General features: G+C 69.8%; 14 protein-coding genes. 9 read left to right on the forward strand and 5 right to left on the reverse strand.

The genetic code is table 11. The features are described from left to right. The first annotated feature begins 102 nt into the window (after window positions 1-102). The 8 genes from BM066_RS02080 (at window position 103) to BM066_RS02115 (ending at window position 7,377) form a co-directional block, all read left to right on the forward strand. A complete protein-coding gene (locus BM066_RS02080) occupies window positions 103-801 on the forward strand; it encodes a pirin family protein (RefSeq protein WP_018061684.1) in 699 nt (232 codons plus the stop codon). A gap of 86 nt (window positions 802-887) precedes the next feature. Continuing rightward, window positions 888-1,487 (forward strand): NAD(P)H:quinone oxidoreductase, encoded by a 600-nt coding sequence (wrbA, locus tag BM066_RS02085; protein ID WP_018061683.1) that lies wholly within the window; start codon window positions 888-890, stop codon window positions 1,485-1,487. 289 nt (window positions 1,488-1,776) lie between these two features. Then, a complete protein-coding gene (locus BM066_RS02090; RefSeq protein WP_018061682.1) occupies window positions 1,777-2,889 on the forward strand; it encodes a sensor histidine kinase in 1,113 nt (370 codons plus the stop codon). Beyond that, on the forward strand, window positions 2,886-3,269 hold the full coding sequence (locus BM066_RS02095; RefSeq protein ID WP_018061681.1) for a response regulator: 384 nt from the start codon (window positions 2,886-2,888) through the stop codon (window positions 3,267-3,269). The genes BM066_RS02090 and BM066_RS02095 overlap by 4 nt, the downstream gene beginning before the upstream one ends. 189 nt (window positions 3,270-3,458) lie before the next feature. After that, window positions 3,459-4,802, forward strand: a complete 1,344-nt coding sequence (locus BM066_RS02100; protein WP_018061680.1) for a pilus assembly protein TadG-related protein — start codon at window positions 3,459-3,461, stop codon at window positions 4,800-4,802. Next, window positions 4,803-5,348 carry a TadE/TadG family type IV pilus assembly protein gene (locus tag BM066_RS02105; protein ID WP_143093631.1) on the forward strand — a complete coding sequence of 182 codons (546 nt, stop codon included), beginning with the start codon at window positions 4,803-4,805 and terminating at the stop codon, window positions 5,346-5,348. Beyond that, window positions 5,345-5,893 carry a TadE/TadG family type IV pilus assembly protein gene (locus tag BM066_RS02110; protein ID WP_143093632.1) on the forward strand — a complete coding sequence of 183 codons (549 nt, stop codon included), beginning with the start codon at window positions 5,345-5,347 and terminating at the stop codon, window positions 5,891-5,893. The genes BM066_RS02105 and BM066_RS02110 overlap by 4 nt, the downstream gene beginning before the upstream one ends. 233 nt (window positions 5,894-6,126) lie before the next feature. Beyond that, entirely contained in the window at window positions 6,127-7,377 is a 1,251-nt protein-coding gene (locus BM066_RS02115) for a hypothetical protein (RefSeq protein ID WP_089924001.1), read from the forward strand. Window positions 7,378-7,520: 143 nt separating this feature from the next. Here BM066_RS02115 and BM066_RS02120 read toward each other — a convergent pair whose 3' ends face one another. The 3 genes from BM066_RS02120 to BM066_RS02130 all read right to left on the reverse strand — a co-directional run bounded on the left by BM066_RS02120 (window position 7,521) and on the right by BM066_RS02130 (window position 11,776). Next, window positions 7,521-8,537: a 2-oxoadipate dioxygenase/decarboxylase family protein gene (locus BM066_RS02120; protein WP_089924003.1), complete on the reverse strand. Its 1,017-nt coding sequence runs from the start codon at window positions 8,535-8,537 to the stop codon at window positions 7,521-7,523. Window positions 8,538-8,688: 151 nt separating this feature from the next. Then, window positions 8,689-10,212, reverse strand: coding sequence for an L-piperidine-6-carboxylate dehydrogenase (locus BM066_RS02125; RefSeq protein WP_089924006.1), 1,524 nt, complete (start codon window positions 10,210-10,212; stop codon window positions 8,689-8,691). A gap of 151 nt (window positions 10,213-10,363) precedes the next feature. Then, on the reverse strand, window positions 10,364-11,776 hold the full coding sequence (locus BM066_RS02130) for an FAD-binding oxidoreductase (RefSeq protein WP_018061212.1): 1,413 nt from the start codon (window positions 11,774-11,776) through the stop codon (window positions 10,364-10,366). 114 nt (window positions 11,777-11,890) lie between these two features. Here BM066_RS02130 and BM066_RS02135 point away from each other — a divergent pair, with 114 nt between their 5' ends. Beyond that, complete coding sequence (locus BM066_RS02135) at window positions 11,891-12,322, forward strand: Lrp/AsnC family transcriptional regulator (protein WP_018061211.1); 432 nt, start codon at window positions 11,891-11,893, stop codon at window positions 12,320-12,322. A 123-nt stretch (window positions 12,323-12,445) separates the two neighbouring features. On the opposite strand, the gene BM066_RS02140 is transcribed toward BM066_RS02135, so the two are convergent. Together BM066_RS02140 and metE are read right to left on the reverse strand one after the other, a co-directional pair. Continuing rightward, complete coding sequence (locus BM066_RS02140) at window positions 12,446-12,844, reverse strand: DUF1801 domain-containing protein (protein ID WP_018061210.1); 399 nt, start codon at window positions 12,842-12,844, stop codon at window positions 12,446-12,448. A gap of 59 nt (window positions 12,845-12,903) precedes the next feature. Continuing rightward, the gene (gene metE, locus BM066_RS02145; protein WP_089924008.1) at window positions 12,904-15,246 is read right to left on the reverse strand and encodes a 5-methyltetrahydropteroyltriglutamate--homocysteine S-methyltransferase; all 2,343 of its coding nucleotides are present in this window, start codon (window positions 15,244-15,246) and stop codon (window positions 12,904-12,906) included. Window positions 15,247-15,362 lie beyond the last annotated feature (116 nt).

Genomic DNA, 15,362 nt, shown 5'->3' on the forward strand with positions numbered 1-15,362 from the left:
AACAGTAAGTTTCGATCATTTCCATTTCGGAACAGGACGCAAGAGGCCATCTTCTCTCCAACAGAGACGGCCATCGGGCCTCGGTCTCCAGGAGATTAGACGATGATCGACGTCAGACCCTTCGACAGCCTCGGCGGCGCCAACCACGGTTGGCTGGACGCCAAGCACCACTTCTCGTTCGCCGACTACCACGACCCGCGCCGCGTCCATCACGGCGCCCTGCGGGTGTGGAACGACGACACCATCGCGGCCGGCACGGGCTTCCCGCCCCACCCGCACGCCGACATGGAGATCATCACCTATGTCCGCGAAGGCGCGATCACCCACCAGGACAGCCTGGGCAACAAGGGCCGCACCGAGGCGGGCGACGTCCAGGTGATGAGCGCCGGCACGGGCATCCGCCACTCCGAGTACAACCTCGAGGACACCACGACCAGGATCTTCCAGATCTGGATCATCCCCAACAAGCGCGGTGAAGGCCCGGCCTGGGGCGCAAAGCCCTTCCCCAAGGGCGACCGCAGCGGCAAGTTCGTGGCCCTGGCCAGCGGCTTCGAGGGCGACACCGACGCCCTGCCGATCCGCACCGACGCCCGGGTCCTGGGCGCCACGCTGAAGGCCGGCGAGACCACCGAGTACCCGATCGGCGCCGACCGCAAGGGTTATCTGGTGCCGTCGACCGGCAAGGTCGAGGTCAACGGCGTGACCCTGAACACCCGCGACGGCGCGGCCATTCAAGACGAGGCCGTGATCCGCGTGAAAGCGTTGGAAGACGCCGAGCTGGTGCTCGTCGACGCCGCCTAGTCGATCCACCCCGAATCGGGACAGGCGCATGCGCCTGTCCCCAGCTTCACCCCGTTTACCCACCCCCGCACATTCAGGAGGCCAAAGTGGCCAAGGTTCTCGTTCTCTACTACTCCGCCTACGGCCACATCGAGACGATGGCCAACGCCGTGGCCGAAGGCGCCCGCGCCGCCGGCGCGACCGTCGACGTCAAGCGTGTGCCGGAGCTGGTGCCCGAAGAGGTCGCCAGGAAGTCCTATTACAAGCTCGACCAGGCCGCCCCGATCGCCGCGATCGCCGACCTGGAAAACTACGACGCCATCATCGTCGGCACCGGCACCCGTTTTGGCCGCATGAGCTCGCAGATGGCCAACTTCCTTGACCAGGCCGGCGGCCTGTGGGCCCGCGGCGCGCTGAACGGCAAGGTCGGGGCGGCCTTCACCTCGTCGGCCACCCAGCACGGCGGCAACGAGACCACCCTGTTCTCGATCATCACCAACCTGCTGCACTTCGGCATGACCATCGTCGGCCTGCCCTACAGCCACCAGGGCCAGATGACCCTGGAGGAGATCACCGGCGGCGCGCCCTACGGCGCCACCACCATCGCCGGCGGCGACGGCTCGCGCCAGCCCAGCGAGCTGGAACTGGCCGGCGCCCGCCACCAGGGCGAACTGGTCGCCAAGACGGCGGCCAAGCTGTTCGGCTAACCGCCTGACCCAACGCCCTCCGCCGCTTCGACTCCTCCCCCCGATCGACGCGCCGGAGGGCCTCGCGGCCGGTTCGCCCTCCCCCCCGGAACCTGGCCGCCGACGGCCGGCTGGTTCCTCCCCCGCGGAGCCAGCCGGTTTTTCGGGTTTAGGAGCGCCGCGCTAACCAAGGACCACGCGAAAGCGCTACCGGAGGCGGTGTTTTTCTGCCTTCATACCGCAGACGGCGCGAGCGTCGTCGATGCGGACGCGGCGGGTCGCGGAAGACGGGCCGCGGGGGAGTGTGGACATGTCGCTGCTCGACTGGCTGCTCAATCCGACGGGGCTGACGCCCCACGGCTTCTGCCTGAGCTGGGCCCCGGGGCTGGTGGCCCTGCACGCTGGATCCGACACGGTCATCGGCCTGGCCTATCTGTCGATCCCCCTGGCCATCGCCGCCTTCGTCAGGATGCGGCCCGACATCAAGTACGGCTGGGTGGCCTATCTGTTCGTGGCCTTCATCCTGGCCTGCGGCACCACCCACCTGATGGCCATCCTCACCCTGTGGGTCCCCGCCTACGGGATCGACGGCCTGATCAAGCTCGTCACCGCGATCCTGTCGATCGCCACGGCGGCCCTGCTGTGGCCGCTGCTACCCAAGGTCGCCGCTCTGCCGTCCGCCGCCGAGCTGGAGCGCCGGGTCGAGGAGCGCACGGCCGAGCTGGCTCGGATGGTCGAGGAACAAAGGGCCACCCTGGCCCAGCGCGACCTGCTGCTGCGCGAGGTCTATCACCGGGTGAAGAACAACCTGCAGATGGTCGACGGCCTGCTGGTCATGCAGTCGCGCCAGATCACCGACCCCGACGCCCGCAAGGCGCTGCGCGGCCTGCGCGACCGCATCTTCGCCCTGGGGCTGGTGCACCAGCAGCTGATGAGCTCCAGCGACCTGAAGACCTTCGACGTCGCGCCCTTCCTCGGCGAGCTGTCCAACAACATCGTCGATGGCGGGGCCGGCGGCGAAGTGGCGCTGTCGGTCGAGGCCATCCCGCTGGACGTCGACCTGGATTTCGCCATCCCGCTGGGGCTGCTGGTCAACGAGCTGGTCACCAACTCGCTCAAGCACGCCTTCCCGGACGGCGGCGGCGAGATCGCGGTCAATCTCAGCCGCACCGACGGCGGCGAGTTGCTGCTGGTCGTGGCCGACAACGGCAAGGGCTATGACGGCCGGCCGCCCGGGCCGGGGGCGTCGAAGGTCGCGCTGGGCTCGACGATCATCAAGGGGCTGGTCGCACAATTGGAGGGAACGATCATGGTCGAAAGCAAGCCGGGCCTGACCCGCAGCGAGATCCGCGTCGCGGCGCCCCAGGCGGGATTCATGACGGGTCCCGTCGCCGGCTCCCTGACGAGCCAGGTGGCCGCATGAACGCGCTGACCTTGCAGAAATCCACGGTGCTGGTCGTCGACGACGAGTTCCTGATCGCCGAGGGCCTGTGCATGCAGGTCGAGGACATGGACATGGCCGTCTGCGGCACGGCCACCAACGCCGACGAGGCCGTGGCCCTGGCCATGATGCACCGGCCCGAGGTGGTGCTGATGGACATGCGGTTGCGCGGCGACAAGGACGGCGTCGACGCCGCCCTGGCCATCCACGCCGAGGTCGGCTCGAAGGTGATCTTCATCACCGGCTCGCGCGAGCAGTCGACCATCGCCCGGATCTACGAGGACCACCCCGCCGGCGTGCTGTTCAAGCCCGTGTCGGACCGCCAGCTGCGCATGGCGATCGCGACGGCGCTGGAGGCGTAGGCCTTCAAAGCCGCTCGCGTTCAGACGCGGGCGGCTGCGGCAATCTATCGCATGGGATGAGTTCGGGCGCGCGGCCGAACGCGGTAAATCTTATGGTTATGGTAAATATTATAATATCCTGCTGACAGCGTTGTCCGGGGGGCGGGCGGGGCGATATCAGCGGGCTCTATGCATCGGTTTTCAAGGGTGATGCGCGACGTGGCCGGTCGCGCGGCGGCGAAGCGGCTGGTCTTCCGTCTGCGGCGCGACCAGCGCGGCGCGGTCGCCGTCACCTACGCCCTCCTGATCATTCCGTTGATCATCGCCATCGGCGCGGCCCTGGACTTCACCTTCGCCTACAACGCCAAGGACCGGATGCAGGGGGACCTCGACGCGGCGCTTCTGGCGGCCGTCAAGACCCTGAACACCGGCGACCCGGCCGCGGTCCGGACGAAGGTTCGCACCTGGTTCGCCACCCAGACCAATCGCGGCGGCTACAAGCTGGACGACATCACGATCGACCAGTCCAGCTATGTGGTCCAGGCCAAGGCCACCGCATCGGTCCCGACCATGATCATGGGCGTTTTCGGGATCAACAGCATCCCGATCGCCGCCAGCAGCGCCGTCGCCGGACCCGGCACCTCCTACATCAACATCTACCTGATGCTGGACACCTCGGCGTCCCAGATGCTGGCCTCGAACGCCGATGGCCAGGCGGCCATGCGCAAGGACATCGGCTGCGAATTCGCTTGCCACACGGGCGACCAGCACACGGTCAACAACATCGCCTACGCCAACAACTATCTCTATGCGAAGGCGAAGAACATCAACCTGCGTTCCGATGTTCTGCTGGACGCCGCCAAGACCATGGTGTCGTCCGTCGACCTGGTCGATCCGACCCACAAACGCATCAAGGTGGGCGTCTACAACTTCAACACCACCACGACCACGGTGCTGGCCCCGACCTTTTCCACCGGCGCGGTCCGCTCGGCCCTGACCCCGACGACCTCGGTCGACGGCACCGCCTTCGACACCTCGCTCAAGGCGATGGCGGGGCTTGTCGGGTCCAGCGGCGACGGCAAGACGCCGTCCACGCCCTTGAAGTTCGTGATGCTGGTCACCGACGGCGTCCAGTCGCAACGCGGCTGGGTGGGCGCCTCGGCCTGGACCTGCAAGAAAAAGGTGGGTTCGGTCTGCGTCTCCTATCCGATGTCGACGGCGTCCTACGACGTGACGCCGCTCAATCCCGCCTGGTGCAACTATGTAAAGAACAACAAGGTGACCATGGCGGTGCTCTATACCCAGTACCTGCCGATCCCTCTGGACTGGGGCTATAACGGCACCCTGGGCTCCGCCATGCCGGGGTCCTGGACGGGAACCCTGCGCTCGGGGGTCAGTCCCTCGATCACCCGGCAATCCTACCTGCCCTACGCCCTGGAGGATTGCGCCTCGTCCCAGGATCTCTACATGGGCGCGGAGTCCGAGGACGCGATCAAGAACGGCATGAACAAGCTGTTCACGAAATACATGAACTCCGTGCACCTGATCCAATAGATGCGCACGTCTTCCTCCTCCCATCCTCGGCGGCCCGGCCTTCTTCAGCGCTGGCGGCGGTCGACGAGCGGCGCGACGGCGGTGGAGTTCGCCATGCTGCTTGTCCTGTTCATGGGGATCCTGGCCGCCACGCTCGACACCGCCATCATGTACTTCGCCGCGGCCGGCCTCGACGCTTCGGTGCGCAACGCCAGCCGCCTGATCAGGACCGGCCAGGTCCAGACCTCCAGCATGACGGCGGGGGCGTTCAGAAGCCGGATCTGCTCGGGCGTGGTCGGCGCCTTCTACTGCGAAAAGAACCTCTATGTCCGGGTCTCGGTGGTCTCGGCCTTCGCCGACGTCGATCTGAGCACCCCGATCAGCGGCGGCAAGCTCAGCACGGCCAGCGTCTTCGACCCGGGCAACGCCGGCGATATCGTGGTCGTGCAGGCTTATCTGCCCTGGGATCCGATGTTCAACGTCCTGGCCTATGCGACGCCGAAATTGTCCGATGGCCGGACCCTGATCGCCTCGGCGGCCGTGTTTCGCAACGAGCCGTTCAATTGAGCCGGGTCGTCCGCATGCTGGCGGTCTTCCGGCGAAACCAGGCGGGGGTCGCGGCGGTCGAGTTCGCTCTGATCCTGCCCAGCCTGCTCCTGCTCTATGCCGGTACGGTGGAGATCGGCCAGGGCCTGACCGTCGCCCGCAAGCTGAACAACGCCGCGGTCGTCACCGCCGACCTGATGGCCCAAAGCGAAAGCCTTTCCACCGACGACATGAACGACGTCTTCGCCGGCGCCAAGGCCACCCTGGCGCCCTATGACATCAGCGGCCTCAAGATCCAGGCCTGCGTCGTCACGACGGCCGGCGGCGCCCAGAAGGTCAAGTGGTGCGCGGCCGAGCACGACACCGCTCCAGCCAAGGGCGCGGCGCCGCCGGTGGCCGTTCCTTCGGCCCTGGTCGAGGGCGGCGTGGAGATGGTGGTGGTTCGAGCCCGCTACCATCTCGACACGCCCTTCTCGTCGGCCCTGTCGGTGATCGGGCACGGCTATGACTTCCAGCGGGTCTACGTGCAGCGCCCCCGGATCGGCGACACCATCGACAAGGAATAGGGGCGCCGCCGGCCGTCCCCCTTTTTGCCGGGCCCTTGAGGGGATCGTCCATCACAACCTATGAGTCAGTTTCTGCAAAATAAGAACCATTAAGTGCATTTCTGCACCCCTGGGTGGGGCGCGCTGTGATATACATCTATAAGTGGCGTACATTCATCCCCACACCGAAAGGCTGTGTCGGGGCCAAGCCGCCCCGGCGCACCGTCAGTCAAATCACCAAGGGAGAGTATGCGATGGCTTACGATGCCGAGGCCGCTGTCGCGGCCATTCCGCAGATCTACTGGGACAAGGGCCTGAAGTATTTCAACGCCGGCGACGACGCGCCGACGGCGATCCAGAACCTGTACCTGGACTGGCGACCGCCGTTCGACCTGGGCTCGCTGGCCGCCATCGTCGGCGCCCTGTACGCCGACACCTACTGGGCCGCGACGCCCAGCGACGGCCAGAAGATGTCCGTCTCCCAGCTGGCGGGCGACCTGAGCGCGGCGATCGGGGTCAACCTGCCCGACGCGACCCGGGCGGCGCAGTTCGCCTTCTCGCGCTGGTACGGCCTGTTCGTGCGCGGCAACACGGCCAATACCGGCGAGATTCCGAAGCAGGGCACGCTGACCGCCAGCCCCGACGTGCTGGTCAACGGCTCCACGCCGCTGATCCCCCGGCTGATCATCACCAACTGGAACCAGAGCGTCTGGGGACCGCAGGCGGGATTGAAGAACTACGCCTACGGCCGCGCCCAGAGCCTGAACATCGGCGTCACGATCACCAAGCCCAGCGTGCGGATGTACTATACCGACGCGGGCTTCGTGCCGCCGCCCAGCAGCTGGAACCAGGTCTTCACCTATGACGACCAGCTGGAGTCCTCGCCGCTGGTCGACATCAACGGCAACCTGACCCTGCCGCCGGGAACCCGGTCGGCGAGCCAGCTGGCGTTCGGCGTCAACTTCCCCGGCAGCGGCCACTACTGCATGATTACGGCCGCGGGGTCGGAGTTCTTCGCCAACAAGCCCGACTCGGGCGGCGGGAACTGGAACTCGGCGACCTGGCTGCAGTGCAACGGCGCGGCCGGTTGGCACAATCTCGACGTCTCCAGCACGGGCGAGGCGGTCCTGAAGTTCTACAATCAGGACGACAGCGCCGAACGCTTCGTCTTCGAAGCCCACGTCCACCGGGCGGACAACGGGACGAAGGTGTCGCTGGGGATCGCCGGCCTGCTCAAGGCGACCGACGTGGCGATCACCAACGACTATCAGGTGGTCAGCGCCGAGATCGAGGCCCCGCCGCGCTACGCCGGCGAGCTGACGGTGCGGTTCGGCAAGCTGCCGCCGGGCGCGGCCGTGACGTTCTACAAGTACTGGGTGCTGCCGGTCGGCCACCCCCGTCACCCCGACGCCGCCAAGCTGACGGGCAACTTCGACGCCCTGATCTCGGGCCAGCCGGTCCGCATCCCGATGGGCGACTACACCTTCGTCGGCCCGCAGGCCTAGCGCGGATCGACCGAAAACCTCATCCTTCGACAAGCTCAGGATGAGGTTTTCGACCGACCGAGCCTGTCACTGGTCCTCATCCTGAGCCTGTCGAAGGATGAGGACCACGCACGGCCTTGAATGATCCGCCCCAGGGACTGGCCTCAGCCCGTCCCGGTCATCTTGAAGATGCCCTGGGCGTTGCCGCTGTCGAACCGCAGGTCCAGCCGCTCCACGCCCGCCTCGTCCACGAACCGGTCGCGGCTGATGAACTCGTGGAACGAGCCCGGGACGGTCAGGATCGTTTCGCCGCCGTCGGTGACGAAGGTCCGCTCGACCGGCTGGGCCTTGAAGGCGGTCTGGCGCACGCGGCCCGAGCCCGAGACCTCGACCTTGTCCTTGATCGGCCGGCCCAGCGCCCGCTGGGCGTCGGCCACGGCCTCGACGTCGGGCACCCGGTCGGTGGCGTGGTTGAAGGCCTGGCCCTCGGTGGCGATCCAGGCCGCCTCGGCCGACTCGGCCAGCAGGGCCCTGTAGTGCTCCAGCCGCGGGATGCCATGGGTGCGCTCAAAGGCGGCGACCACCTGGGGCAAGGCGGCGCGGGCCGCGTCCAGCTCGCAGCGCCCCTCGGCGGCGAAGGCGGCCAGGGCGCGCTGGGCCTCGATCCCCAGGGCGTCGGCGGTGGAGTCGAACACCGCGTGGGCGATCACCTGGAAGGCCGGCGAGAAGCGCTCGACATGCAGCTCGCTGACGAAGAACTGCGGGATGGCTTCGGGATGATCCAGGTGGGCGTAGGCCCGGCCGGTCATCTTCAGCCGGTCCAGCGGATAGAGGTCGGCGACGGCGTAGCCCAGGGGCTCCAGGATCCGCGCGAAGGCCAGGTGGCCGGCCGGCAGGGCGCCGGTCGGGCCGGTCCCGAAGTCGATGGTGCGCAGGGCGCCATGGTCGAACAGGATCCTGCGCCCCGCCGCCCGGCGCTCCTGCACATAGGCCGCGCCCAGCGGCACGCGGCCCATGATGTCGTGGAACAGCACCGCGTTCAGCGCCATGGCGAACACCGCGCGCGAGACCGGACCCTCGGCCTCGACCGCCAGGGGCGGGGCGATGTCCAGCACCTCGAGGATCGTGGCGGCGGCCTTCTGGCCGACGGCCGAGGCGACGAGGGTGGAGAGGTGGCTCATGGGGTGGTCCGATGATGGGCGGGAGCTGGGTTCTGGGGGGGCTGATCCGTTGTCATCCCGGAAGCCTCGCAGAGGCTGTCCGGGATCCAGGGGACCGGGCGAAGGCCTTGCGGTTCACCTGGGTCTGGACAAGCGTCGATGATGAAAGGCCTCACACATCAAACACCACCCCCTGCGCCAGCGGCAGGGTGGTCCCGTAGTTCACGGTGTTGGTGGCGCGGCGCATGTAGGTCTTCCAGCTGTCGGAGCCGGCTTCACGGCCGCCGCCGGTCTCCTTCTCGCCGCCGAACGCGCCGCCGATCTCGGCGCCCGAGGGGCCGATATTGACGTTGGCGATGCCGCAGTCGCTGCCCTCGCCCGAGACGAACAGCTCGGCCTCGCGGACGTTCAGCGTGAAGATCGACGACGACAGGCCCTGGGCCACGTCGTTCTGGGCGGCGATGGCGTCGGCCAGCTCGGCGTAGCGCATCACATAGAGGATCGGCGCGAAGGTCTCGTGCTTCACGATCTCGGCCTGGGCGTCCATCTCGACCAGGGCGGGGGCGACGTACCAGGCGTCCGGTCCGGCCGCCTCGACGCGGTGGCCCCCGACCACCCGGCCACCGGCGGCGCGGGCCGCATCCAGGGCGCTCTGCATGGCGTCGAACGCGGCCTTGTCGATCAGCGGCCCGACCAGCACGCCCGCCGCGCGCGGGTCGCCGACCGGCACGGACGGATAGGCGGCCTTCAGCCGGCCGACGAAGGCGTCATAGACGCTGTCGTGCACGAACAGCCGCCGCAGGGTGGTGCAGCGCTGGCCGGCCGTGCCCATGGCCGCGAAGGCCACGCCGCGCAGGGTCAGGTCCAGGTCCGCCGTGGGCGCGACGATGGCGGCGTTGTTGCCGCCCAGCTCCAACAGGGCGCGGGCGAAGCGAGCCGCCAGCCTCGGGGCCACCGTCCGCCCCATGGCGGTCGAGCCGGTGGCCGAGACCAGCGGGACCTTCGGATGGTCGACCAGGGCCTCGCCGGCCGCGCGGCCGCCGATCAGCAGGGTGGACAGGCCGGCCGGAGCGTCCGGTCCGAACCGGGCGGCGGCGCGTTCGAACAGGGCCTGGGTGGCCAGGGCGACCAGCGGGGTCTTCTCCGACGGCTTCCACACCACGCTGTCGCCGCAGACCAGGGCCAGGGCCGCGTTCCACGACCAGACGGCGACCGGGAAGTTGAAGGCGCTGATCACCCCGACCACGCCCAGCGGATGCCAGGTCTCCATCATCCGGTGCGACGGGCGCTCGGTGGCCAGGGTCAGGCCGAACAGCTGGCGCGACAGGCCCACGGCGTAGTCGCAGATGTCGATCATCTCCTGCACCTCGCCCAGGCCCTCGGAGACCACCTTGCCGGCCTCCAGAGTGACCAGGGCGGCCAGGTCCGCCTTGGCGGCGCGCAGCTCCTCGCCCAGCAGCCGCACCAGCTCGCCGCGCCGCGGGGCGGGGACCTTGCGCCAGGCCAGGAAGGCGTCATGGGCGGCGTCGATGGCGGCCTTGGCGTCGTCGGCAGTGTGCTCGCGAAGCCAGGCCAGGGTCTCGCCCGTCACCGGCGAGCGCGCCGCCAGGGTTCCGCCGTCGAGGGCGGCGGCGGGGACGCCGAGGCGCTGCAGCAGGGCGCGGGCTTCGGGGATGGCGGAGGGCGGGGTGGTCATCGCGATCTCGTCATAGTCCGCTCATCCCGGCGAAAGCCGGGATCCAAGCGGCGCGTGGAATGAGCCCGTGCGGCTCGATCGTCCAGGGCGAAATCGGACGGTCGGCTTGGGTCCCGGCTTTCGCCGGGATGAGCGGAGGTAGGCGGAAAGCTCATGACTTTAAAGGCGGCCCCAGCCGCACCGCCGCCGAGCCCGCGCCGAACACCGCCGCGACCGCCGCCGAATACTCCTGCACCCGGCGCGGCGTGAAGCGGTCGTAGGCGTCCTGGAACGCCCGGCCCAGGCCATGCTCGCCGCTGAAGCTGGCGCCGAAGCCATCGACCGCCAGGGTCAGAACCGCCTCGCGCAGGGCGGCGCGGCGGGCCGGATCGGCCGGGCCGACCAGGTTGAAATGCACCCCGCCGTCGGCCACGTGGCCGAAGTCGCACAGGGCGTAGTCGGGGAAGTCCTGCTCCAGCATCAGCGTCGCCTCGCGGCGGAACCGGGCCAGGTCGCGGCGGCGGAAGCTGAGGTCGAAGCCGACGACCGGCCCGCTGGCCCGCAGGCCTTCCGACAGCGCATGGCGCAGGGCCCACATCCTGTCGACCGGGCCGAACAGGGCGTCGGCTAGCGGACTGTCGTCGCGCTCCAGCAGGTCGGCCGCGATCTGCTGCAGCACCTCGTCCAGGCTCGCCTCGCCCTCGCGCGAGGCCCAGGTCCGGGTCAGCTCGACCAGCACCGCATAGTCGGGAACGCCACCGGCGAACGGGTTGCTCAGCGACGGCACATGGTCGATGGCCCGGGTCATGGCCGCCTTCGACATGCCCTCGAACGCCGTCAGGGTCGCGCCCGCCTGGACCTCGAAGGCCTGCAGCAGCGGCAGCACCGCCTCGGCGTCGCGCGGGACCAGCAGGGCGGCGGCGGTCTGGCGCGGGCGGTGGTGGACCTCGACGGTGACCCGGGTGATGATCCCGAACGCCCCGCAGCCGCCGACGAACAGCTGGCGCAGGGCGACGGCGGCGTTGTCCTTGCGCAGGCCGTGCGACAGGGTCAGGGTCGTGCCCGCCGCGTCGGCCAGCACCACCTCCAGCCCCAGCACGTGGCGGCGCATGTCGCCATAGCGCAGGAACCGCGCCCCGCCGGTGTTGGTGGCGGCCATGCCGCCCAGCGACGGATCGGCGCCCAGGTCGATGGGCAGGAACAGGCCGGGCGGCTCCAGCGCCGCGTTCAGGGCCGACAGCCGCACGCCCGCGCCCACCGTCGCGGTGCGGTCGGCGGGGTCGATCTCCAGCGGCGCGGTCAGGCGGTCCAGCGACAGCACGATCTGCGTCCCGCCGGCGTCCGGCGTCGAGCCCTCGGCCAGGCCGGTGTTGGCGCCCTGGGGGAGGAACGGCAGGCCGTGGCGCACGCAGTAGCCGACCACGGCCGAGACCTCCCCCGTCGTGGCCGGGCGAACGACGGCCGCCGCCGTCCCGCCGGCGTAGCGGGCCGGGGTCTCGTAGGCGGCGCGGCCGGCCGGATCGAGGATCAGGCCGCCGGGGCCGACCAGGGCGGCCAGGGCGTCTTGGTGGTCTTGGCTGAGCACGGGCGGCGCAAACTCCAGGGGCGGACATCATCCCCGCCGTTTCGTCGAATCCTAGTGGCCGGATGGTCGGTTCGCCGGCTAGATTTCGGCGAAACGCAGGTTCGGGCCTTCATAATGACGATAGACGCCATCGATGAGAAGCTGATCGCCGCCCTGCGCGAGAACGGCCGGGCCTCCACCGCCGACCTCGCCCGGCGTGTCGGCCGCTCGCGCACCACGGTGCAGAGCCGGATCGAGCGGTTGGAGCGCGATGGAGTGATCGTCGGCTACGCCGCCCGCCTGGCGCCCGACCACGCCCATGGGGCGGTGCGGGTGCACGTGATGATCAAGATCGGCCCCAAGGAGGCCCGCGCCGTCGAGGCCGCCCTGCGCGCCATCCCGCAGGTGCGGCTGCTGCACTCGGTCAGCGGCGACTATGACATGATCGCCATCGCCGCCACCGCCACGGTCGCCGAGATGGACGAGGTGCTGGACCGGATCGGCCACGTGGCCGGGGTCGAGCGCACGACCTCGTCGATCATCCTGTCGACCAAGTTCGACCGCTGACGCCCGCTTGCGCGACGCGGGCGCCGAGGGAAGATCGCCGTCGGGGGTGTCGTTCCCCCGCCCGCCGGCTGCACTGGAACACGCCGCTGGACCTGCCGCAGTTCGACGGCATGCCGAACTGATCTATTCGGACCGCAGCCGCGCGCGAACGTCCTGGTAGGCCGCGGCGATCAGGGCGTTCAGCGCGGCGGCGTCCACCGGCCGGCCCCAGCGGATCTTCACGTGCCGCATGCGCTTGCCAGCGCCGTCCAGCAGGCCGGACGGATCGTCCAGCGCCGCGCCGTGGAAGAAGCCGAGGTTCACGTGGGCGCTGAACGCATCGACATAGGCGAAGGCCGCGTCGTCCACGCACGCGGTGGGATGTCCGTCGTGCAGCACTTCGCGAACGTCGGGCCCGCAGGCGCGCAGACGCTCGAACCACGGCTGGGCCAGGCGCCGCAGGTCGTGCTCGGGCGCGGCGAACCAGGCGTCGACGTCGGGGTCTCGCCGCACGGCGCCGGCAAGTCGGAAGAGCTCGGTCATCGGGCCAGGATGCCAGCGCCGCCGGGGTTTGTCGAAACCCCGGCGGCGGCCGGCCGTCGTCAGGCGGCGCCGACGGTCTGGCGGACGATGCGGGCGGCCTCGACCATGTTGGCCAGGGCGGCCTGGGTCTCCGGCCATTTGCGGGTCTTCAGGCCGCAGTCGGGATTGACCCACAGCTGGCCGGCCGACAGCCGGGCCTGGGCGGCTCTCAGCAGGTCGGTCATCTCCTCGACGGCCGGCACGCGCGGCGAGTGGATGTCGTAGACGCCGGGGCCGATCTCGGCCGGATAGGCGTAGGCCTCGAAGGCTTCCAGCAGCTCCATCTTCGAGCGGGCGGTCTCGATGGAGATGACGTCGGCGTCCATCGCCCCGATGGCGGCGATGATGTCGTTGAACTCCGAATAGCACATGTGGGTGTGGATCTGGGTGTGGTCGGCCACGCCCGAGGCCGCCAGGCGGAAGCATTCGACCGCCCAGTCCAGATAGGCCGCCCAGTCGCCGCGGCGCAGGGGCAGGCCCTCGCGCAGGGCCGCCTCGTCGATCTGGATCACCTTGGCGCCGGCCGCCTCGAGGTCGGCCGCCTCGTCGCGGATCGCCAGGGCGATCTGGCGGCAGGCCAGGGCGCGGGGGACGTCGTCACGGACGAAAGACCAGTTCAGGATGGTCACCGGCCCGGTCAGCATGCCCTTCATCGGCCGGTCGGTCAGGGACTGGGCGTAGGCCCACCACTCCACGGTCATCGGGGCCGGGCGCGAGACGTCGCCGAACAGGATCGGCGGCCGCACGCAGCGCGAGCCGTACGACTGCACCCAGCCGTGCCGGGTGAAGACGAAGCCGGCCAATTGCTCGCCAAAATACTGCACCATGTCGTTGCGCTCGAACTCGCCGTGGACCAGCACGTCCAGGCCGATTTCCTCCTGCCAGGCCACGGTGCGGGCGGTCTCGGCGCGCAGGAAGGCGGCGTAGTCGGCGTCGCTCAGCTGGCCCTTGCCGTGGGCCGAGCGCGCCTGGCGCACCGCCTCGGTCTGCGGGAACGAGCCGATGGTGGTGGTGGGGAAGGCCGGCAGGTCCAGGCGCGGGATCTGCACCGCCTGGCGGCGGCCGAACGGCGAGCGGCGCTGGGCCATGGCCGGGGTCGTGGCGGCCAGGCGCGCGGCCACGGCCGCGTCGTGAATCCGGGGCGAGGCGCGGCGCGCCGCCGCCGCCGCCTGCCTGGCGGCCAGCTGGGACGCGACGCTGGCCCGGCCCTCGTTCAGCGCCGTGGCCAGGACCACCAGCTCCTCGATCTTCTGGACGCCGAAGGCCAGCCACTGGCGGACCTCCGGATCGATCGCCGTCTCCAGGTCCAGGTCGATCGGCGCGTGCAGCAGCGAGCAGGACGGCGCCAGGATCACCCGGTCGCCGCCGCGCCTGGAGACGATCGGGTCCAGGCGGTCGAGCAGGGCGGGCAGGTCGGCCCGCCAGACGTTGCGGCCATCGATCACGCCCAGCGACAGCACCAGGCTCTCGCGGGCCAGGGCCAGGACGGCGTCCAGCTCTTCAGGCGCGCGCGCCAGGTCGACGTGGACGCCGTCGACCGGCAGGTTCACCGCCGTGGCCAGGTTGTCGCCGTAGCCGCCGAAATAGCTGGTCAGCATCAGGCGGAGGCCGGGGGTGGCGTGGCTCAGGGCGCCGTAGGCCCGGCGCAGCTCGCCGCGCTCGAACTCGGTCAGGTCCAGCGCCAGGCAGGGCTCGTCGATCTGCACCCAGTCGGCGCCGGCCTGCTGCAGCCGGGCCAGGACCTCGGCATAGACCGGGATCAGGGCCGACAGCAGCGACAGCGGCGAGAACCCCTCGTCCTTGGTCTTGGCCAGCTTGAGGAAGGTGACCGGGCCCAGCAGCACCGGGCGGGTGTGGACGCCCAGGGCCTTGGCCTCCAGGAACTCGTCGACGGGCTTGGTGGAGGTCAGGGCGAAGGCCTGGTCGCGCGACATCTCCGGGGCCAGGTAGTGGTAGTTGGTGTCGAACCACTTGGTCATCTCCAGGGCCGGCAGGCCGTGGCCGTGGTGATGGGCGTGGCCGTGGGCGCAGGCCTCGCCGTCGGCGGCGCCCTGGGTTCCGCGCGCCATGGCGAAATAGGCGGCGGTGTCGATCGGGCCGCCCGTCCAGCCGTAGATCGCCGGGATGGCGCCGACCATCACGCTGGTGTCGAGCACGTGGTCGTACAGCGAGAAGTCGTTGCTGGGCACATGGACCACGCCCAGGGCGGCCTGGCGGGTCCAGGCCGCGGCGCGCAGGGTCGCGGCCGTGGCCAGCAGCGCCGGGGCGTCGGTCTTGCCGGCCCAATGGTTCTCGAGCGCGAACTTCAGTTCGCGGCGCGGGCCGATGCGGGGAAAGCCCAGGGTGGCGACGGTGACGGTCATCTTCAAAAACCTCTGCCGGTGTGATGGCGGAGGCGGATCGGGACGCGCGCGAGGTCGCGCACGGGCCGTGGAGGTCCGGTCACGCCTTGCATGCGGCCAGACCGGGCACCCCGCCG

Source organism: Caulobacter sp. UNC279MFTsu5.1 (assembly GCF_900114015.1).
Classification (GTDB): domain Bacteria; phylum Pseudomonadota; class Alphaproteobacteria; order Caulobacterales; family Caulobacteraceae; genus Caulobacter.